Source organism: Ethanoligenens sp., assembly GCF_047718355.1.
Lineage (GTDB): Bacteria > Bacillota > Clostridia > Oscillospirales > Ethanoligenentaceae > Ethanoligenens.
The window spans coordinates 1-18,956 of record NZ_JBDNLG010000028.1 but is presented as its reverse complement, the minus strand read 5'-3'; the positions used below and the strand labels follow the sequence as shown (position 1 = coordinate 18,956).

18 protein-coding genes and 1 tRNA gene are annotated in these 18,956 nt (G+C 48.2%); 17 read left to right on the top strand and 2 right to left on the bottom strand.

Features of this window, described 5'->3' with window-relative positions:
- Positions 1-562: 562 nt before the first annotated feature.
- From ABF463_RS06145 to ABF463_RS06065, 17 genes are all read left to right on the top strand, one after another.
- Positions 563-1,333: an ABC transporter ATP-binding protein gene (locus ABF463_RS06145; protein ID WP_415532689.1), complete on the top strand. Its 771-nt coding sequence runs from the start codon at positions 563-565 to the stop codon at positions 1,331-1,333.
- A gap of 3 nt (positions 1,334-1,336) precedes the next feature.
- Positions 1,337-2,140 carry an ABC transporter permease gene (locus ABF463_RS06140; RefSeq protein WP_415532688.1) on the top strand — a complete coding sequence of 268 codons (804 nt, stop codon included), beginning with the start codon at positions 1,337-1,339 and terminating at the stop codon, positions 2,138-2,140.
- Positions 2,137-2,910, top strand: a complete 774-nt coding sequence (locus ABF463_RS06135; protein ID WP_415532686.1) for an ABC transporter permease — start codon at positions 2,137-2,139, stop codon at positions 2,908-2,910. Before ABF463_RS06140 ends, ABF463_RS06135 begins: the two co-directional genes overlap by 4 nt.
- A 33-nt stretch (positions 2,911-2,943) precedes the next feature.
- Positions 2,944-3,981, top strand: coding sequence for an ABC transporter substrate-binding protein (locus tag ABF463_RS06130; RefSeq protein ID WP_415532685.1), 1,038 nt, complete (start codon positions 2,944-2,946; stop codon positions 3,979-3,981).
- Positions 3,982-4,009: 28 nt separating this feature from the next.
- Positions 4,010-4,477, top strand: a complete 468-nt coding sequence (locus tag ABF463_RS06125; RefSeq protein WP_415532684.1) for a DUF523 domain-containing protein — start codon at positions 4,010-4,012, stop codon at positions 4,475-4,477.
- A gap of 192 nt (positions 4,478-4,669) precedes the next feature.
- Complete coding sequence (locus ABF463_RS06120) at positions 4,670-5,926, top strand: PucR family transcriptional regulator (RefSeq protein ID WP_415532683.1); 1,257 nt, start codon at positions 4,670-4,672, stop codon at positions 5,924-5,926.
- 217 nt (positions 5,927-6,143) lie between these two features.
- A complete protein-coding gene (gene hydA, locus ABF463_RS06115; protein ID WP_415532682.1) occupies positions 6,144-7,511 on the top strand; it encodes a dihydropyrimidinase in 1,368 nt (455 codons plus the stop codon).
- Positions 7,512-7,562: 51 nt separating this feature from the next.
- Positions 7,563-8,333, top strand: coding sequence for a hypothetical protein (locus tag ABF463_RS06110; RefSeq protein ID WP_415532681.1), 771 nt, complete (start codon positions 7,563-7,565; stop codon positions 8,331-8,333).
- Positions 8,330-9,535, top strand: a complete 1,206-nt coding sequence (preA, locus tag ABF463_RS06105) for an NAD-dependent dihydropyrimidine dehydrogenase subunit PreA (protein WP_415532680.1) — start codon at positions 8,330-8,332, stop codon at positions 9,533-9,535. Before ABF463_RS06110 ends, preA begins: the two co-directional genes overlap by 4 nt.
- Before the next feature lie 87 nt (positions 9,536-9,622).
- Positions 9,623-10,966 carry an aminotransferase class III-fold pyridoxal phosphate-dependent enzyme gene (locus ABF463_RS06100; RefSeq protein ID WP_415532679.1) on the top strand — a complete coding sequence of 448 codons (1,344 nt, stop codon included), beginning with the start codon at positions 9,623-9,625 and terminating at the stop codon, positions 10,964-10,966.
- A gap of 29 nt (positions 10,967-10,995) precedes the next feature.
- Complete coding sequence (locus tag ABF463_RS06095; protein ID WP_415532678.1) at positions 10,996-12,216, top strand: Zn-dependent hydrolase; 1,221 nt, start codon at positions 10,996-10,998, stop codon at positions 12,214-12,216.
- Between the two features lie 367 nt (positions 12,217-12,583).
- Positions 12,584-13,261: a response regulator transcription factor gene (locus tag ABF463_RS06090; protein WP_415532676.1), complete on the top strand. Its 678-nt coding sequence runs from the start codon at positions 12,584-12,586 to the stop codon at positions 13,259-13,261.
- Positions 13,258-14,319: a sensor histidine kinase gene (locus tag ABF463_RS06085; RefSeq protein ID WP_415532675.1), complete on the top strand. Its 1,062-nt coding sequence runs from the start codon at positions 13,258-13,260 to the stop codon at positions 14,317-14,319. Before ABF463_RS06090 ends, ABF463_RS06085 begins: the two co-directional genes overlap by 4 nt.
- A gap of 105 nt (positions 14,320-14,424) precedes the next feature.
- Positions 14,425-15,366 carry an ATP-binding cassette domain-containing protein gene (locus tag ABF463_RS06080; protein WP_415532674.1) on the top strand — a complete coding sequence of 314 codons (942 nt, stop codon included), beginning with the start codon at positions 14,425-14,427 and terminating at the stop codon, positions 15,364-15,366.
- A complete protein-coding gene (locus ABF463_RS06075; RefSeq protein WP_415532673.1) occupies positions 15,363-16,184 on the top strand; it encodes an ABC transporter permease in 822 nt (273 codons plus the stop codon). The genes ABF463_RS06080 and ABF463_RS06075 overlap by 4 nt, the downstream gene beginning before the upstream one ends.
- Positions 16,185-17,548: 1,364 nt before the next feature.
- Positions 17,549-17,625 (top strand) — tRNA-Arg (locus ABF463_RS06070).
- A gap of 245 nt (positions 17,626-17,870) precedes the next feature.
- A complete protein-coding gene (locus ABF463_RS06065) occupies positions 17,871-17,966 on the top strand; it encodes a hypothetical protein (protein ID WP_415532672.1) in 96 nt (31 codons plus the stop codon).
- Between the two features lie 89 nt (positions 17,967-18,055).
- On the opposite strand, the gene ABF463_RS06060 is transcribed toward ABF463_RS06065, so the two are convergent.
- Positions 18,056-18,664: a hypothetical protein gene (locus tag ABF463_RS06060; protein ID WP_415532671.1), complete on the bottom strand. Its 609-nt coding sequence runs from the start codon at positions 18,662-18,664 to the stop codon at positions 18,056-18,058.
- An 83-nt stretch (positions 18,665-18,747) separates the two neighbouring features.
- On the bottom strand, positions 18,748-18,956 hold a 209-nt coding region (locus ABF463_RS06055; RefSeq protein WP_415532670.1), incomplete at its 5' end, for a hypothetical protein.

Here is an 18,956-nt window from a genome sequence, read left to right as displayed (position 1 = left end):
AAGCATCATTATAATAGATATGTGCTTTACTCAAGTATATAAGCCAGAGATGCCATGTCAAGAATTTTTGAAATTGTTGTAGAATCGCACAACGTTTGAGGCAGATACTTGTGCGCAGCCGACAAGTACTGTTGTTTTTCGTTTTTGCTTGTGAAGATAATTAGGAAAAAACATGGAGAATACTTGGCATCAAACAAAGCAGAAGATTTCTTTTTGTGTCAACCGCACATAGACAAAGATTGTTTAAAGAAATATAATAAGGCATACCTTGTGTGACAGAGAGTGCTTTGACAGAATGCAGGCGGTGTTAAACCGACCTTGGGTGCAAAAAAGAATACGGTTCTGAAACAGGAATAGCACCATAACCATGCGCGACGATGTTGTGCCGGTTTGAGAAGACCTGTTTACATAATAAAGCAAAGACGCTGAATATATTCAGCGTCTTTTTGTTTTTTTGGTATTCTATGGTCGATCTTCTAATCATTCCAGTTGAACCGGGTGCATCGCATGGGTGGCACACAGCAATCTATCTAAAGATAATAAAAATTGGGGTGGTAAGCGCATGAGTACAGCAGATATTCAGATCTATGACGTAGGCATGACGTATACGGGGAAGAACGGAGAGCCAATTTCCGCCCTCCAGAACATCAACATGGAGATTCAAGAGGGAGAATTCATCTCCTTGCTCGGGCCTTCCGGATGTGGAAAGACCACATTACTGCGCCTGTTGGCAGACCTTCTTCAGCCTACCAGCGGCAGTATTTCCATTTTGGGCCAATCCCCGAGGGAAATCCGTCTGCAGCGGAAATTTGGAATTGTGTTCCAGAACCCGGTGCTGTATGACTGGCGGACGGTCCGGCGGAACATTTGCATGCCGATGGAGATCATGCAAATTCCCCGTAAGGAGCGGACTGCCCGCATCGATGAAGTGCTGGAGCTGGTGGGGCTGCAAAACTTCGGGTATAAATACCCGTTTGAACTGAGCGGCGGTATGCAGCAGCGTGTGGGAATAGCCCGCGCGCTGGCGCTCAAACCGGAAATTTTACTGATGGACGAACCATTCTCGGCGCTTGATGAGTTCACGCGCGAAAAGCTCAACGAGGATTTGCTGAACATCTGGAGTAAAAACAAGAAGACGATCATTTTTGTTACCCATAATATTGCAGAGGCGGTCTTCCTTTCAGATCGCGTGGTGGTGCTTTCCCCGCATCCGGGGCGCCTTTCCGCCATTGTAGACATCGACTTGCCTCGTCCGCGTGTGGGTACTCTCCGTGAAGAACCGGTGTTTTACGAATATGTGGCCAAAATCAGAAAATGCTTTGAGGGAGTGTAAACGTTGGGCATCACGAAAAAAGACCGCAGGGTCGTGGCCGTCGTTTGGCTGATCGGTGTCATTCTGGTTTGGGAACTGGCAGCGTTTTTTTTGCAGCATGTTGTCCACGATCCCATGGCGGCCAAAAAATTACCGTATTTCCATACGGTCGTCGTTGTTTTTATACAGAACTGGCAGGCCCTTGCAGGGGACGGTGCCGTTACTTTTTCCAGAGCGGCCATCGGGTTTCTGCTGGGCGCGGTGATTGGGTTTGTTTTAGCCATCCTGATGAGCCTGTCCAAAATTGTTGAAAAAATTGCATTTCCATATCTTATCATTTCACAGATGATTCCGGTATTGGGGTTGGCGCCAATCATTTTCAACATCGTGCGAGATATGGATGCTTCGCGTATCTTCATTGCGGCATACATTACCTTTTTCCCCGTTTCGGTCAATATGCTGAGTGGCCTACGGGGCGTTGAGCAGGATAAGAGGGAATTGCTCTATTCCATTGCAACCAACAAATTTGATGTTTACCGCAAGCTGATGATTCCCGCCTCGCTCCCGCACTTGTTCACCGGTTTGAAGATTACCGCGCCTATGGCGGTTACCGCTTCTATTTTGGTCGATATGCTCGGTTCGAGCAGTGGCATTGGTGTACGGATGTTATATGCCTTGTATTCCAGTTCCATGGACACATTCTGGGCGGCTGTTACAACCAGCGCACTGATGGGCATTATCAGTTATTACATCATTGTCGTTCTGGAACGGTTTGCTATTCCATGGAGGCAGGATATGGTTGAGGAGAAAGCTGGTGGCGCAGCATGAAAAAGAAATCAAATTGGGCAAGTTATATACTGCCAATCGCATTCGGCGTGTTATTTGTTGCGCTGTGGCAGCTTAAAGTATTTCATGCGCTGCTTGACCTGCAGACCTATCAGCTTCCGCTGCCTACGGATATCGTGTCGGCATTAACGCACAACGTTTCAAAAATGCTGTCTGACTGTGCGGTTACTCTCTCCGGCGCTTTGATTGGCATGGCGCTGGGTTCGTTCCTTGGGTTTGTGGTGGCGGTGATTTCCGTCTGGTTTCCCAAATGGGGCTATGGTGGAATCATTGTGGTGTCTGCGCTCAATGCCGTGCCTGTCGTGGCGCTTTCCCCCATTATGAATCTCTGGTTTACGTCCGGCATGGCACAGAAAATCGGCGTGGTAACGGTGGTCTGCATGGCGGCGATGGCGTTTAACGCATACAGCGGCCTGCGCACATTAAAACCGTTTTCTCTGGATCTGATGCAGACGGTGGCGGCCGACAAATGGACTGTTTTCCGGAAATTGCGTTTGCCAAACAGCCTGCCGTATGTGTTTACCGCCTTTAAGATCAATGTGGCCGCCTCGATCATTGCAGCAATCATCAGCGAGTATTTTGCGGCATCGACTGCCGGGCTTGGCTTTGGTATCAAAGACAACCTGCGCAAAGCTGAAATGGCAATGGGCTGGTCCTATATTGTAGTTGCATCAATTGCCGGTGTCGTCTTGTACGGTATTATTATTTTGGTGGAACGGCATGCCATTAAATGGCATACTTCACAAAGATAAATTTGTCCCCAAAACTATTTAGGAGTGATTAGAATGTTTGGAAAAAAGAAAAAAAGCAGTAGGGTGTTGTCAGTGGCGCTTGCCCTTGCCATGGTGACCGGTCTGTTTGCCGGGTGTTCTTCGAGCGGGTCTGGAAGTTCCGGTGGCCTGCAGAAGATTACCTTGCAATTGAAATGGCTGCCGCAGTCGCAGTTCATGGGGTATTATGTTGCACAGCAAAAGGGATACTATAAAGCACAGGGGCTTGATGTCACCATCCTGCCCGGCGGCAGCGATATCATTCCCGAACAGCAAGTCAATAACGGCGTGGCCAACATCGGTGTGACATGGACGTCCAGTTTGCTGAAATATCAGGAAAAAGGCTGGGGACTGACTGAGATCGAGCAGGTTTTCCAGAAGAGCGCCATGCTGCTTGTTTCTAAAAAATCCAGCAACATCAACAGTATTGCGGATCTGAAAGGTAAAAAAATCGCGTCGTGGTTTGGCGGCAACGAATATGAGCTTTATGCGTTGCTCGGCAAAAACGGAATCGATAAAGACAAGGATGTTAAACTGGTGCAGCAGGATTATACCATGAATCAGCTCATCAGCGGGCAGGTCGATGCGGCGCAGGCCATGACCTACAATGAATATGGCCTGTTGCTTGAAAATGGTTTGAAAGATTCCGATTTGAACAAAATCGACATGAACGACGCGGGCGTGGCCATGATGGAGGATAATCTCTTTGTAAATAACGCCTGGGCTGCTAAAAACAAAGGTCTGATTGTCAAGTTCCTGAAAGCGTCTAATCAAGGCTGGGCGGCTGCCTGTGCTGATCCGGACGCGGCCGGCGAGTACGTTTATCAGAAAAACAAGAGCGTGTCTCTCGCCCATCAGAAATTTATGGCCGAACAGGTCGCCAAACTGGTTGTCCCGGCCGGGTTTGATAAATCCAAGATTGGTTATATCGATTCTGCTGCACTCCAGCAGACGGCTGACCTCGGCTTGAAGTATGGTCTGTTGACCAAAACAGCGGACGTTTCCAAAGCGGCTGACACGTCTTACTGGAAACAGGCGACGGGCAACAGCTGAGAACACCGGGTGACGATTGAGAGAGCACATGCGTAAAATTTTGGTAAGTGGGTGTCTGTATGGCTGGCTCTGCCGATATGATGGGAAGCAGATCGGTTGTTTAGACCCTCGGTTTCTCAAATGGAAAGAACAGGGTCGGCTTGTCCCGGTTTGTCCGGAAGTGTTCGGCGGGCTGACTACTCCTCGCCCGGATTCCCAGCGTATCGGGGAAAAGGTGATTGCCTGCACAGGTGAAGATGTGACAGCGGCATATGAAGCCGGTGCGCGTGAAGCTCTCCGCCTGGCACAGATGCATGATGTGTTGTTTGCCATCATGAAAGAAGACAGCCCGTCCTGCGGGAGCCGCTCTATCTATGACGGGACTTTTACTGGTACAAAGGTGCAGGGAGAGGGAAGAGCGTCCCAATTGCTCAAAGAAGCGGGTTTTCGTGTGTTGAATGAAACCATGCTGGAAAGTGCAGAGGCTCTTTTGGCACAGGAAGACCCAGACGCATAAGCGCACTATTTTATAAAGCCCACCCCTTCTATGGAGTGGGCGAGACGTTAGAAATCGCATCTGCCTTGCAAAAAGCTGCCGCAGTTTAATCTGCTGCGGCGCTTTTTTGTAAAACAGCTCTGGGCAGTAATCGCGCGCCGATGTTTGCAGAATAACCTGCCGTTTGCGCTGGAATAAAAGGGAGGTGCCCGCATGTCCATTACTTGCGGAATCATGTTAAATATGCCGGAGCTGAAAAACGATATCCGCTTGCTCGGTGGAGCAAAAGGGCTGTCCAATGCGATACGCTGGACCCATGTATTGGAGAGCGCAGACGCCATTCAGTTCCTGGTGGGCAACGAACTGACATTTCTGACCGGCATCATGTTCGAGGAAGACACCGATCAGTTGGTGTCGGTCATTGAACAGCTGGCCAGCAAGCAGGTGGCGGGCCTGGTCATCAACACAGGCAAATTTATATCCAAAGTGCCACCCAAAGCAATCGAGCGGGCAAATGAGCTGAATCTTCCTTTGTTTGAACTTCCCTGGGCTATTCGCCTTGTGGACGTGACCAAATGGATCTGTACCGCCATTGTGGAAAACGACATGGAAGAATCCTCGATGTCCTATCTGTTGGAAAAAATTCTGTTGTCAGAAGAAAACCATTATGAGGATTATTTGTACTCAGCAGAGTTTTACGGCTATGATTTGTCCAAACCGATGCGCATTGTCAATATTGAGTTTGTGAATCTACAGGCTTATGCGGATGAACAAAGACATACCAATTTTATCAACTGCCAGCATCAAATCCGCTATCTCATTGGAAATATTCTGGAACAACGTTCTCAAAAGTCTCTGTCTATGTGGAAAAACAATCATTTTGTACTGGCTGTCCCCGTGGATTTGGCGCACGAGCTCGAGCAGGCTGAGGCGATTGCGGTTGCCATACAGAAGGGGATTGAGTCCAAAATGGACAGCCTGACATTTTATATTGGCCTTGGGGGCTATTATGAACAGATTGGCCAGCTAAAAAAGAGCTATACCGAGGCGCAGCTTGCGTTGAAGCTGGCAAAGGATAACGCCCAAAAGCCGTATATGCTCTATCGGAATGCGGGCATCTACAAGTTTCTTAATAAAGTGACTGACAAAACGGTGATGGCGGAATTCTATACAGAGACGCTGGGTGTGCTGTTGCACTATGATGCCGAAAACAATACGAAATTTACCGAAACGCTGCAAGTCTATCTGGAAGAGGGGGAAAACACCACCAACACGATTCAGCGGCTGTATATTCATCGCAACACATTGCAATACCGCTTGCGTCGTATCGAAGAAGTGTTGCAGCAGAGTTTAAAAAACACCGAGGTCAAAATCAGCCTACAGATTGCCTTTAAGATTCAGAAGTTTCTCTTATATGAAGGGCTGCCTGTGGAAAGAGAAGGCGACCCGACACAAAACGGGCCGCATTGAATTGGGTTGCCAGCACATGTACAAACGGGGTGAAATTCGTATAATAGAGAGTAACAGCTTTATGCATTTGGAACAATCACATAGATGGCATGGTAATGGAGCAAAGACGCTTACAAAATCCCAAGGGATATTTGTAGCGTTTTTTTATTTGTCATCCTCTACCGATGGATACTCATATCTATTATAGTCGTAATGAACAGACAAGGAGTGATATGGTATGAAAATGTTGATTCAAAATGGGACAGTGGTAAACTCCGACAGTACCATCCGCGCGGATGTTCTGGTGGAAAACGGAAAAATCACGGCAGTCGGAAGCAACCTTGACAGCACGGGCGCGGAGATTGTGGACGCGGCGGGCCAATATGTTCTGCCGGGAGCCATTGATTCCCACACTCATCTGGAGATGCCGTTCAACGGCACCGTTTCCGCCGACAGTTATTTGGCCGGAACACGTGCGGCCGCGTGCGGAGGCGTGACAACGGTATTTGATTTTGCTATCCAGCGCAAGGGCATGGGTATTCGGCAGATCGCAGAAGAGCGAAATGCGCTTTGCGCTCCGCAAGCCTGCGTGGATTATGCATTCCATGTGGCGCTGACCGACTTGACCGACGAAGTGCTCGCCGAATTTCAAGACGCGGTGGCATATGGCCTGATGAGCTACAAGCTCTTTATGGTCTATAAAAAAGACGGCCTGATGATGAACGACGCGGATATCTACAAGGCTCTCCTGCGGTCCAAGGAAACGGGCGCGCTGATCAGCGTACATGCGGAAAATCCCGATGTCATCGATATGAACATCGAAAATTTCTTGAAAAACGGGCAGACCTCCGCTTGGTATCACTACTTGAGCCGGCCGGAGTTCGTCGAGGCAGAGGCAGATAAACGCGCTATCCACTGGGCCAAATCCGCCAATGCACCGCTTTACATCGTCCATCTTGCCAACGCTGACGGGATGAAAGCCGTCGAGGAAGCGGTGACCGATGGCTACACCATCTACGCGGAGACCTGCCCGCAGTATCTTCACTTTACCTGCGACGTTTACAAACGTGAAGATGGGCGCAACTTCGTCTGCTCGCCGCCCATGAAAGGCCAGGCCAGTCAGGACGCTTTGTGGGAGGGAATCCGCAAGGGCTTTATCACCACCGTTGCTACCGATCACTGCCCGTTTTCCACCAAACAGAAAAACTGGGGCAAGGATGATTTCACGAAGATCCCCAATGGTTGCATGGGCATTGAAAACCTTTATCCTTACATGCTCAGTGAAGCGAACAAAGGCCGGATTACACTCAACCGCGCGGTGCAGCTTTGCTCTAAAAACCCGGCGGATATTTTTGGCTGCACGGAAAAAGGGGCGGTCCTGCCCGGAAAAGACGCGGACATTGTGCTTTATAATCCGGACATCGCATTTACAATCACCAACGATAAAATGCACTCAGACTGCGATTACACCATTTGGGAAGGCGTTCAGCTCGACGGATATGTTACCCGTACATATTCCCGCGGACGGCTGGTTTTTAAAGACGGTGAATTCTGCGGAGAAGCAGGCTGGGGCAAATTTCTCAAACGCGCGGGGCGCAAGGTCTGAAATCATTTCCTATGGAATCCGCATGAACCATAATGAGGGGCACGAACGACTATGAAACCATTTGAGATCACGGTGTTACAGGAGGCCGAGCGCTGCCTGCTCTGCTACGATGCGCCATGTACAAAGGTCTGCCCGGCGAAATCTGATCCAGCTGCATTTATCAAGGCTATCCGGCTGGATAACCGTCGGGGCGGCGCGCGGAAGGCACTGGAAAACAACCCGCTTGGAAGCGTTTGCGCCACGCTTTGCACGGCGGATCGGTATTGCGAAAAGGTCTGCATCCGGGGCAAAATCGACAAACCGGTCAATATATCCATGCTGCATACCTATATTGCGCATCAAGCTTGTGCGTGGGGGGAACTGCCACAGAAACGCAAGAAGCCAAACGGCTTGAAGATTGCAGTGCTGGGCGCGAATATTGCCGCTTTGGCAGCTGCGACCGAACTGGCGTTGGAGGGCACGCAAGTCACCATTTTTGCCAGTGGGTTTTTGTGGAGTGCAGATGTTCTCAAGCAGCTGGTGGAAAGCGGCGGAGATCGCGATGTAATCAACGATGGAATGCAAATTATTGTGGAACTGGGTATCCACTTGCTGTCTGTAGAGGATGCACGGGCGCAGATCAAGTCCGATGCACTCTTGAATTTTGATGCGCTTGTCGTTGCATCAAAACAGGCACTGGGGGAATTTACGATTGAGACGGATACGTCCGGCGTGTTTTTAACCGGGGATTTGGCGGATGGACCGGACGATGCAGCGTTCAGTGTACGAAAAGGGCGCGCAGCCGCCGCGCGGGCACTTGCATTTGCGGAGGGAAAAACATGAAACACGATTTGTCGATCTCTTTTTGCAATGTGCCGTGTGAGAATCCGTTTTTCTTGTCATCCTCCTGCGTGGCGGGCAATTACGATATGTGCTCCCGTGCGCTGGAGGCGGGGTGGGGCGGCATCGTATTCAAAACCATTGGCTTCTATCAGGCCAATGAGGTCTCACCGCGTTTCGATACATTGGCACATGGCGGCGTGCCGTTTGGCGGCTTCCGCAACCTGGAACAGATATCCGACCATCCATTGGAAGAGAACCTTGATGTGCTGCACCGGCTCAAGCAGGCTTATCCGCAAAAGGTGCTGGTTGCGTCCATCATGGGTGAAACGGAGGATGAATGGACCAAACTGGCGAAGTTGTCCGAACAGGCGGGCGTTGATCTTTTGGAATGCAATTTCTCCTGCCCACAGATGACGGTCAAATCCATGGGCAGCGATGTGGGGCAGAGTGAAGAGCTGGTAGAAACATATTGTCGTGCAGTACGCAAGGGCACTAAATTGCCCATACTGGCTAAGATGACGCCAAACATCGGCAATATGGAACCGGTGGCTATTGCCGCTATCCGCGGGGGAGCCGATGGTATCGCTGCTATCAACACGATTAAGAGTATCACCCGGCTTGATGTGGCACATTTTAACGCATATCCCGATGTAGATGGGCAATCATCGGTTTCCGGTTATTCCGGTAAGGCTGTCAGGCCCATTGCCCTGCGCTTCGTGAACGACCTCGCCAGGCACCCGCAGCTGCAAAACGTTCCCATCAGCGGGATTGGCGGAATAGAGACGTGGCGGGACGCGTTAGAATTCATTTTGCTGGGTGCAAGCAATGTGCAGGTTACAACCGCCGTGATGGAATACGGCTATCGAATCATCGATGATATGCTGGATGGCCTGTCGGAATATATGGAGGAGAAAGAAATTTCTCAGCTTTCCGGACTGGTTGGACGCGCACTGCCGCATATCGTTCCCAGCAACGCGCTTCGCCGCGATTACCGGGTTTTGCCGACCTTCGATCACGCGGCCTGTGTGGGGTGCGGCAGATGTTTCCTGTCATGCCGCGATGGCGCACATCAGGCAATTGCATGGGAAAAAGGCCCCCGCAAGCCGCATCTTCTGGAGGAAAAATGTGTGGGCTGTCATCTCTGCACGTTGGTTTGTCCCACACAGGCGATTTCTCCGGGAAAGCGGGTCGCTAAAACCTGACCGTTGGTTTGGAAATACCTGTTTGTTTTGCCCGGCAATCGTTTTGCGTTTGCCGTGACGATAAAAGAATGAGGGAGCTTGGAAATAATGGATACAACAACCAAAAGCAAAGCAGAAACCATCAAGGAAAAATCACTCAAGTACAATTTACAGTCTTGGTCCAAACAGGGGGGCCTCAATCCAATCGCCGTAGAAAAGGCGGAGGGCATCTATTATTGGGATTATGACGGAAACCGTTATGCGGATATGTCATCCCAACTGGTCAATCTCAATCTGGGTCACGGCAACAGGGAGATCATCGAGGCCGTTAAAGAGCAGGCGGAAACGTATTGCTTTATGGGCCCGAGTTTTGCAGTGGAGAGCCGCGCGACGCTGGCGGAAATGGTTATCAACCTGCTGCCCGACAACTTTGGCAAGGTTTTTTTCACCAATGCGGGTGCGGATGCAAACGAAAATGCGATCAAGATGGCGCGGATGTTTACCGGGCGCAAGAAAATTTTCAGTCGTTACAGAAGCTACCACGGCTCCACATTTGGTGCGGGCAACCTCACCGGTGAACCCAGACGGTATCCGTTGGAACCCGGTATTCCCGGCTTTGTCAAATTCTTTGACCCCTACATCTATCGTGAACCCATTAAATTTGAGAGTGAAGAGGCCGCCGCAGCCTATTATGTGGCCAAATTGCGCGAGCAGATCTGTTATGAAGGCCCGGACAGTGTGGCCGCCATCGTGCTTGAGACCATCACCGGTTCCAACGGCGTCATTATCCCGCCGACAGGCTATCTGAAGGGTGTGCGGAAGATTTGTGACGATTACGGCATTGTCCTGATCTGCGACGAAGTTATGGCTGGTTTTGGGCGCACCGGCACCATGTTTGCATTTGAGCATTTTGGCATCAAACCCGATATTGTCACATTTGCAAAAGGCATCACCTGCGGTTATGTGCCGTTGGGCGGCGCGGCGGTCAGCAAAGAGATTGCGGCCTATTTTGACGATCATTTTCTCTCCTGCGGCCTGACCTATAGCGGGCATCCGCTGGCTTGTGCCGCAGGTGTGGCCTGTGTGAATTATTACAGTGAGCATCAAATTCTGAATCATGTCAACGAAGTTGGCAAGGTGCTGGGTGAAGAATTGGAAGCCATCAAAGCGAAACACGCCTGCGTTGGCGATGCGCGTTACATTGGTCTGTTTGCCGCCATCGAGCTGGTAAAAGATAAGGCTACACGGGAACCGATCGTTTCCTATGGCGGAGACCCCAAGGGCGTGATGGGGAAGATTGTGGGATTGCTCAAGCAGAAAAAGTTCATGACTTATTCGCATGAGAATATGATCCTGATCTGCCCGCCGCTGATTATCACAGAAGAGCAGCTCAAAGAGGAAATGGCCAAGATGGATGCGGTGTTGGACATTGTTGATAAAGAAATGCTGTAAATCATCAATCTGGAAAGAGGGTTATTTTAATGCAATATTGCAATAAAGACCGTTTGCAGGATAAAATCACCACGTTTAGCCAATTCGGAGCCACGGCGGGCGGTGGTATCACCCGCTTGTCGCTGTCGCAGGCAGCACTGGATGCTCGCGCGGAATTTTGCAGCCGGTGCAAAAAACTGGGCATGGAAGTCAAGACCGACGATATGGGCAATATCTACGCCACGGTCAAAGGGACAGAGGATCTGCCTGCGATCTCCATGGGTTCACATCTGGATTCCGTCGTCAAAGGCGGCAATTATGACGGTGTGCTCGGTGTGCTGACTGCACTTGAAACCGCCGAAACCATCGTGACTGACGGCATCAAGACCCGCCATCCCATCACCGTGATCGTGTGGACAAACGAAGAGGGCGCACGTTTTGACCCCGCCATGATGTCTTCCGGTGTTATCACTGGAAAATTTGATCGGGATGCGATGCTGGCTGTCAAAGACAAAGAAGGTATGACTTTCGGCGAAGCACTCAAAGCCAGCGGCTATCTGGGCGATGTCAAAAACCGCCTAAATCCCAATGCGCAGAAGGCCTATCTGGAACTGCATATTGAGCAAGGGCCGGTTTTGGAGGCCGAACATCTGGAAATCGGTATTCTGGAAGGCGTCGTGGGAATGGTCAACTATGAGATCCATACCGCGGGACAGGCCGACCATGCCGGTACCACGCCGATGAAAATGCGCCGGGACGCCCTTCATGCGGCGGCGGAATTGATTTGTGACTTGTATGACAAACTGTCTAAGATCGACGATGAGTTGGTTTTCACAATGGGCCGCATCACGGCGCTTCCCAATGTGCACACCGTTATTCCTGACGACGTGCGGTTTACACTTGATGCAAGGCATAAAGACCCTGCGGTCGTCCAGCAGGTCGTCGAGGTTATCAAAAACCTGCCAACAGAGCTTGAGAAGTGTGCGGTTTCTTATAAGGAATTATGGTCACGCAAGACGGTGAAATTCTACGATTCGTTTGTCGATATTGTAGAGAAAAATGTAAACGGTTTGGGATATACCGGAAAGCGGATGTACAGCGGCCCGGGACATGACGCTCAATATGTGGCGGATGTGCTGCCCACCACGATGATTTTTGTTCCCAGCGTTGACGGGCACAGCCATTGTGAAGAAGAGAAAACACCTATCGACGATTGTGTGAGGGGTGCCAACGTACTACTGAACACGGTTCTGGATATTGATAAACTTTGATTTTTAGGTGTGGGGCAGTGACGCGGTGCGCGAACAAGGCTTTGAGGACAGAAGAATTTGACGATTGCCTTGTTTCGGTAGAAATTTTTTTGATTTCATAAATTCGGCAGCGGCATAGCAGAGAAGTTGTTTCCACCGTTCCAGCGCTTGACGCTTACGTTTCATTGTTTTACACATGAGAAGACCGCCTTGCAACCCATATCGGGCTGTAAGGCGGTCTTTTATATGCTTGTCTGGAAGTCAAGCGGGGACGGGACGGACTGCCGTCGCAGAAATGAGACGGATTATTTAGTCAAAGGTGAAAAATCCGTTTAAACTCTGTTTATAATGATACAGTATCATGATCATTAGAGAGGCGGTGTTTGCGGTGAACATAATTCTGGTCGTAGACGACGACGAATATATTCGGGAGCTGGCATGCACACTGCTCCGAAACGAGGGGTATCATACCGTTGAAGCCCCGGACGGACGTGAAGCGCTCCAAAGACTGGGAGAAGAGAAAATTGACCTATGCGTACTGGATGTGATGATGCCGAAAATGGATGGCTTTGAGTTTTGCAAAACCGCCCGCAAATATTATAAAAATCTCCCCATTTTGATGCTGACGGCCAAAGGCGAAATCAGCCAGAAGATTAAGGGCTTTGATCTGGGCTGCGATGATTATCTGACCAAACCGTTTGAAGGGGCAGAATTGGTCGTGCGGGTCAGAGCGCTGCTCAGGCGGTATCATATCGACAGGGCAGAGGAGATCCGGATTGGCAGGGTGATCTTGAATAAAACCAGCTATAAAGTATCGGTTGACGGTGATCCATTCGATATCCCCATGAAAGAGTTTGAACTTCTATATAAGCTCGGAAACAGCACAGGAAAAACACTGACGCGCAGCGATCTGATTGAGGAGATCTGGGGCTACGATTTTGATGGCAACGAACGGACGCTGGATGTGCACATCAACCGGCTGCGCGAACGATTTCCAGCCGAGGCGTGCGGTTTCAAGATTACGACTGTTCGCGGACTGGGTTACCGGCTGGAGGTTTTAGCATGAACAAGGTGCAAAAACGACATTTTTTGTTCAATTTTGTCATCGGAATCCTTGTGCTTTTGAGTTGTCTTTTATTGGGATATGTGATATCTTTGCTTTTGTTTCACTGGACGGGAAAGCCGATGGCGTTTTTTTCCTACCTCATTTCCACCGCGATAGGCATTGCGGTTTTTGCCGGCTTTGCAAGGCTCGTAGCGGTTATCATCAGCCACACAAAACATGGAAGAGAGCACACCCAGAATCGGCACCGGTTTCTGGAAAATACCATTGATGCATTGGATCGAATTTCACGGGGTGATTTTAACATTTCTATTGCTATCGAAGAACACGATCCATTTTCCGAAGTGGCGGAAAGCGTCAACAAAATGGCGCGGGAACTATCCAGTATGGAAACGCAGCGGCAGGACTTTATCTCCAATGTGTCACATGAAATTCAATCGCCGCTCACGTCTATCAGTGGATTTGCAGCCTTGTTAAAATCCGACTCCCTAACGAAACAGCAGCGCGCACACTATATTGAGGTAATTGAAACGGAAAGCAGACGGCTGTCCAAACTCTCGGACAATCTTTTAAAGCTCTCCGCGCTGGAGTCGGAGAACACACCGCTTTCCAAAAATGACTTTCGTCTGGATAAACAGATTGAGCATGCCATTTTGATTTTTGAACCGCAATGGACGGAAAAAAATATCGAGATCGACGCGAATCTGGAAAAAACAACCGTCCATGCGGATGAGGACCTTTTGAGCCAGCTGTGGATCAATTTGATTCACAACGCGGTGAAATTCACGCCTGAAAATGGAGCCATTGAAATCAGACTTCAGCAGCAGGACGGGCAAATTGTGTGTCATGTAGCAGACAATGGCATCGGCATCTCTAAAGAGGATCAGATGCACATTTTTGAACGCTTTTTTAAGGTGGATAAAGCCCGTGATCGCTCTCTGGGCGGCAACGGCCTGGGGTTATCCCTTTGCAAAAAGATCGTCGAGCTGCATGCCGGTCAGATTACTGTGGAGAGCGAGCCGGGAAAAGGGACGGGATTCACTGTAACGCTGCCGCTCTAAACCGCCGTGTTTACATTGTGTTTAACTTCCATTTAACCTCCGTTTACTTTGCGGCCGTAAGATAAGGCTGTAAACAAACGAAGGTTTATTTTTTGGAGGTTTATCATGAATACAATTGAGGTTCACTCGCTTGTCAAGCAATATGACCGTGCAAAGGAGCCATCGGTCAAAGGGATTGACTTTTCTGTGGGAGAAGGGGAGTTTTTCGCATTCCTCGGTCCAAACGGCGCGGGGAAAACCACGACCATATCCATTTTGACTACAACACTTTCTAAAACCAGCGGCGACGTCCGGGTTGCCGGATTTGATGTGGAGACAGAAGCGAAACGCGTGCGGGAAAAAGTGGGCATCATTTTCCAGAAGCCCAGTCTTGACCCGCAGCTTTCCGCGGAAGAAAATATCCGTTTTCACGCCTGCCTGTATGGAATGTATGCCTACCGCCCAAGCTTCAATCTAATGCCCGCCGCATACAAAAAACGCGTGACGGAACTGGCAGAGATTGTAGGCATTCAGGACGCACTGTTTAAACCGATCAAGAGACTATCTGGCGGCATGCAGCGCAAGCTGGAGATCATTCGCAGCCTGATTCATATGCCGTCCGTATTGTTTCTAGATGAGCCGACGCAGGGGCTGGATGCCGTCAGCCGCCGCAGCCTGTGGGAATACATCGACACGGTTCGCAAAGAAAATGGCACCACCGTGTTCCTGACCACGCATTACATCGACGAAGCAGAAAAGGTGGATAAAGTCTGTATCATCAACCATGGCCAAATTGCCACCTGCGGTTCGCCCGAGGAAATGAAGAAAAGTCTGTTGCGGCAGCAGCTTGTCCTGGATGCGGACGACCGGGACGGATTGCTTACGGAGCTCTCCGAACTGGGGCTTTTTCATAAAACCGAAGCCCACATCATTGTGCCGTATCAAGAGATGAGAGCCCAAGAGATTATCGCAAGACTGCAAACACGCCTCAGCGTGCTGAAAATCGAAGAACCGTCGTTGGAAGATGCATATATTGAATATTTAAAATTGGGGGATAAGGTGGCATGAGCACACTTGTTTTGACTAGGAGAAAGAAAACAGGGCTGGCGCGTGAAGTCAACGCGGTAATCGCTATTCTGGCGCGGGACATCACGCTTTTTTTCAAATCACCGATGACAATTATTATGAATTTTGCGATGCCGATTGTGATGATGGGCATGCTGGGTGGAAGCCTGTCACAGAACATGACAAGAGGGATTGGATTCAATTATAATCAGTTTTTGTTGGTTGGTATGCTCGTCAACATGCTGTTTATGTCAACAACAATGGGGATGTCCTCACTTGTAGAGGACCACACGACTGATTTTACACAGGAGATGCTGATCTCACCGGTTTCGCGGTATAGCATTATCATCGGAAAGATTCTTGGTTCCTCCTTCGGGGCAATCATCGGCATGTTTGGAACCGTCATCGTCGGGCTGTGTATGGGCATTTCTATCAGCATCGGACAATTGCTGCTGATCATCGTCTTATCACCGCTGATGTGTCTGTCGGCGGGTGCGCTTGCCACCATTATAATCGGCATCATCAAAAATAACAAAACAGCCAACATTGCCGTTTCCCTGATCACGATGCCGCAAATGTTTTTGAGCGGCGCCATTATCCCAATCGGTAACTCCAAAGGCATCCTGTATGTGCTCAGCAGAATGATGCCGATGACCTATTGTCTTGATCTTGTGCGTGCGGTTGTTTATGCCGGCACGCCGCAGTATAAAAGCGTTGTCCTGAATAATCCTGCAGTCGATTTAATGGTTATCCTCATTATTACGATCGGTTGCCTGATAATTGGAACATTTTTCTTTGCCAGAAGCGAAAAAAACAGATGATTCAAAATCCCGCATTTTTTGATAAATTCGGCACCGCCACATTCTTGTGGCGGTGTTTTTTGTCTGCTTTAGCAAGACAAATCCACCAGCTGCGGTGATTTAAATAACATATAAGCGTAAGCGGCAAGACAAAAAACGGTTTGGGTTGTTTTCAGAAAGCAAGCGCGGCGTAGCAAACATACGGTTGCCATATTGCCCTGCCGGTAAGTATAGCGCCGCCCGTAAGGGCGGACGCTCCAAAATGATAGCAGCTATTAAAATAGTTGCAGCCCACACGGGTTGCAGCGGTTTCGGTTACAGCTGCAAGGCGCGCAGCGGCACGGATTCGGATAGTTATTGCGGCACCTGTCTCTACAACCGCAACTATTCCTTCTTGGCTGGCAGTTTTGGCTCCCGCATTGGTAAGCGAGAACGCCAACAAGCAGTAAGGGCAATAAGTTTTGCATATAACGCACCTCCCCAAAATCGGTATACTGCATTTTATGCAAACAGGACAAGTTTGCGACCAATCGTTCTGAACTCGCGAATATTTTGAGTTGACAAATGGATGAAAATGTGGTAACATAATAAATGTGAGTATTGTACTTGCATAGGGCCTTTCTTTTCATGCCAAACCGGAGGCATTAAATTCGGCGTTAGTGGTAATTATTGAGCTGTTTATAGAAACTGACAAAAGCGGGCATAGCAGTCGTTAACCCGGACGTTACGCGGGACCAATAATGCAGGCATCCATTCATTTGAATGGATGCCTTTTATCATAGGCTTTCCTGTTTAAAGACATGTCAGCGGGGCGGGAAGTCCTAGGGAATCTCTGAGCAAATGACGGAGATAGAGCGACCCGCAACAAAATGCGATTAAGGTATCTCATGCTGACACCAAGAACACAAACGGGTATACAGCGTTGGATTACTTCCAAGCAGTTGAAGAATATACTAACGGATGGGCAGACAGTCAAAGCGGACTTTCATCTGAGCGTACTCAAGATTATATTAATACTTGTCGAACGGCCGAAAAGCAATAGAATGATGTGTTTCTTTTTGTTTTCCTTGTGAAATAAGCACCTTATTCACATAAGTAGTGGTAGAAGCAAGTTCTTACAACATATAGTAGATTGCTACTTGGGGGAATTAGATTGTGTGATTAGGGCGTTTTGTGGTATAATATTAAATATGGCGCATTGACAATCATAGATTCAAATACCAGTAACATGGAGGCTGATTCCAGCAATAAAAATTTCCAGATATTTGAACATTACAGTTCTTTTAATAAAAACAGTAATTTTTTCATGACTTTTCATATTAGTTATGATATTATAGTCAAGCGCTTTAAAACATGTGTTTTAAGTTCACAAAACAATAGGATATGCGCCAGTAGCTCAGTTGGATAGAGTGTTTGACTACGAATCAAAAGGTCGGGGGTTCGAATCCCTTCTGGCGCACCAAACAAATAAGGCTAACAAATGGCTAATCTAAGCTGTTTGTTAGCTTTTTCCTTTTTATTTACAATCTCAAATCGAATCAATAAAACGCAAAATCAGTCAGTCAAATTGTCAGTCAGATATTCTCCTGCCCTTGCTATACTTTATCCCAGGAGTGCATCATGGATTATGGAGAAGTCAAGAATTGGAGAAGTCAAGAATGATATCCCTCTAGTTTTTCTCTTGACACTTTTGTCGACGCGCTGTTTGTGTTCTGCAACCGAAATCGCGATCGCCTAAAAGTACTAAGGGAGGGTTCGCATCACCCGAATCCGTCTCCCATATCGCCGTGCAGAAATATGTAATGGGCAGCCCGCTTTATCGGTAAGAGCAGGAGTAGGCGCAAAGCGGCATTCTGCTCTCATGTAGATGTTAGCACTAGATCACTGTGATATTACTTAATACTATTTTGTTCCGTAAATGACTTTAACGCCTCTTCTGCACTGATTTCACCTTTTTGATATTGTGCTTTTACTTTTTTTAAATAAGCAATTCGCTTATTAGCATTATCAAATCGATTCTTTAGTTCGGGTATGACTTTCCTGTTCTGGTCTAAGCACCCATCTGCAACCATTTGTTGATCCGATATGTACAAATCAACCTCTTTTTCATATTTTTGTGCGGCAGTATCCTGGGATTCTGCTTCGATCCCCAAACCTTGAATTTCAGAAGCAATTTCATTGCTTTTTTTCTTGTATTCTTTATAATCTTTATCAGTAGCTGTGCTGTTTTGAACGTTTGATTCAAAGTCATGATCAAGCTTATCGGCTTGAGAAATCAATTCATTGTAGTGCTGTTTTTTTTGCCTAATATCATCGGTATCGGAGGAATTTATAGATACAAGAGGAGAATATTCTTCATTGCTCACTGTTAAATCAGGAATGACTTTAGATGCATTTTGACTCTTGTTATTTCCAACAGTATAATGGAAAAAAAGAATTACAGCAGCACAAATCACCAATACACAACCAGTAGTAATTATAATCAATTTTTTTATCTTCATACCAGTTACTATCACCTCAGTACTTATTGTCTTACAATTATCGTCCCAGTAGACGTTGGCATCACATCGCTGTGCTATAGGTATTACTTAATACTATTTTGTTCTGTAAATGATTTTAACGCTTCCTCTGCACTGATTTTTCCTTGGTCATATTCGTGTTTTACGCTTTCCAAGTATTGTTTTCTTTTCAGATACATCTCATAGTCTTTGGCGTGTTGAGGAATCACCCAGCCATTCTTATCTGTATACTCAGACAAAAACATCTCATTATCACTAATATAGCCTTCATAGT

Excerpts from the sequence above, each read along its gene's own strand:
- ABF463_RS06100 (WP_415532679.1), top strand. The coding sequence starts at position 9,623 with ATGGATACAACAACCAAAAGCAAAGCAGAAACCATCAAGGAAAAATCA.
- ABF463_RS06060 (WP_415532671.1), bottom strand. The coding sequence starts at position 18,664 with ATGAAGATAAAAAAATTGATTATAATTACTACTGGTTGTGTATTGGTG.
- ABF463_RS06095 (WP_415532678.1), top strand. The coding sequence starts at position 10,996 with ATGCAATATTGCAATAAAGACCGTTTGCAGGATAAAATCACCACGTTT.
- hydA (WP_415532682.1), top strand. The coding sequence starts at position 6,144 with ATGAAAATGTTGATTCAAAATGGGACAGTGGTAAACTCCGACAGTACC.
- ABF463_RS06135 (WP_415532686.1), top strand. The coding sequence starts at position 2,137 with ATGAAAAAGAAATCAAATTGGGCAAGTTATATACTGCCAATCGCATTC.
- ABF463_RS06130 (WP_415532685.1), top strand. The coding sequence starts at position 2,944 with ATGTTTGGAAAAAAGAAAAAAAGCAGTAGGGTGTTGTCAGTGGCGCTT.
- ABF463_RS06120 (WP_415532683.1), top strand. The coding sequence starts at position 4,670 with ATGTCCATTACTTGCGGAATCATGTTAAATATGCCGGAGCTGAAAAAC.
- ABF463_RS06110 (WP_415532681.1), top strand. The coding sequence starts at position 7,563 with ATGAAACCATTTGAGATCACGGTGTTACAGGAGGCCGAGCGCTGCCTG.
- ABF463_RS06085 (WP_415532675.1), top strand. The coding sequence starts at position 13,258 with ATGAACAAGGTGCAAAAACGACATTTTTTGTTCAATTTTGTCATCGGA.
- preA (WP_415532680.1), top strand. The coding sequence starts at position 8,330 with ATGAAACACGATTTGTCGATCTCTTTTTGCAATGTGCCGTGTGAGAAT.
- ABF463_RS06145 (WP_415532689.1), top strand. The coding sequence starts at position 563 with ATGAGTACAGCAGATATTCAGATCTATGACGTAGGCATGACGTATACG.
- ABF463_RS06125 (WP_415532684.1), top strand. The coding sequence starts at position 4,010 with ATGCGTAAAATTTTGGTAAGTGGGTGTCTGTATGGCTGGCTCTGCCGA.
- ABF463_RS06075 (WP_415532673.1), top strand. The coding sequence starts at position 15,363 with ATGAGCACACTTGTTTTGACTAGGAGAAAGAAAACAGGGCTGGCGCGT.
- ABF463_RS06080 (WP_415532674.1), top strand. The coding sequence starts at position 14,425 with ATGAATACAATTGAGGTTCACTCGCTTGTCAAGCAATATGACCGTGCA.